At 47.9% G+C, this 570-nt stretch carries 2 tRNA genes and 2 rRNA genes; all 4 read right to left on the reverse strand.

Going from position 1 to position 570, the window contains the following annotated elements:
- Window positions 1-112: ribosomal RNA gene (locus tag B0E43_RS31210) — 23S ribosomal RNA — on the reverse strand; the annotation flags it as partial.
- A gap of 111 nt (window positions 113-223) precedes the next feature.
- Window positions 224-297: transfer RNA gene (locus B0E43_RS31215), tRNA-Ala, on the reverse strand.
- A gap of 30 nt (window positions 298-327) precedes the next feature.
- Window positions 328-401 (reverse strand) — tRNA-Ile (locus tag B0E43_RS31220).
- 57 nt (window positions 402-458) lie between these two features.
- Window positions 459-570: ribosomal RNA gene (locus B0E43_RS31225) — 16S ribosomal RNA — on the reverse strand; the annotation flags it as partial.

Genomic DNA, 570 nt, shown 5'->3' on the forward strand with positions numbered 1-570 from the left:
CATCCACGGATCATTTCGTATTGGCCGATCCCCGTGGCTTTTCGCAGCTTATCACGTCCTTCCTCGCCTCTGAGAGCCTAGGCATCCCCCGTGCGCCCTTAATCACTTACTTCTACTTGCTCATTATTACTAATGAACCATTATTACAGTCTCTACTTCAATATGTCAATGAACTTGTTCTCTGCTTTCAGAGAAATGAAATGGTCAACCCATTTTTTTAATGTGGAGGATAACGGATTCGAACCGTTGACCCCCTGCGTGCAAGGCAGGTGCTCTAGCCAGCTGAGCTAATCCCCCTAAAATTTATGAATTCAATTTGAATTGATGTGGGCTTGCGTGGACTCGAACCACGGACCTCTACATTATCAGTGTAGCGCTCTAACCACCTGAGCTACAAGCCCGAATCAAATAATTTAAAGTGTGTAAAAGAGAAAGCCGAGGGGCAGGAATCTTTCCAGAAAGGAGGTGTTCCAGCCGCACCTTCCGGTACGGCTACCTTGTTACGACTTAGCCCCAGTTACCGGTTCTACCCTAAACGGCTCCTTGCGGTTACCGCCTTCAGGTCTACCC

Origin of the sequence: Algoriphagus sp. A40 (genome assembly GCF_002002735.1) — a bacterium.
GTDB lineage: Bacteria > Bacteroidota > Bacteroidia > Cytophagales > Cyclobacteriaceae > Algoriphagus.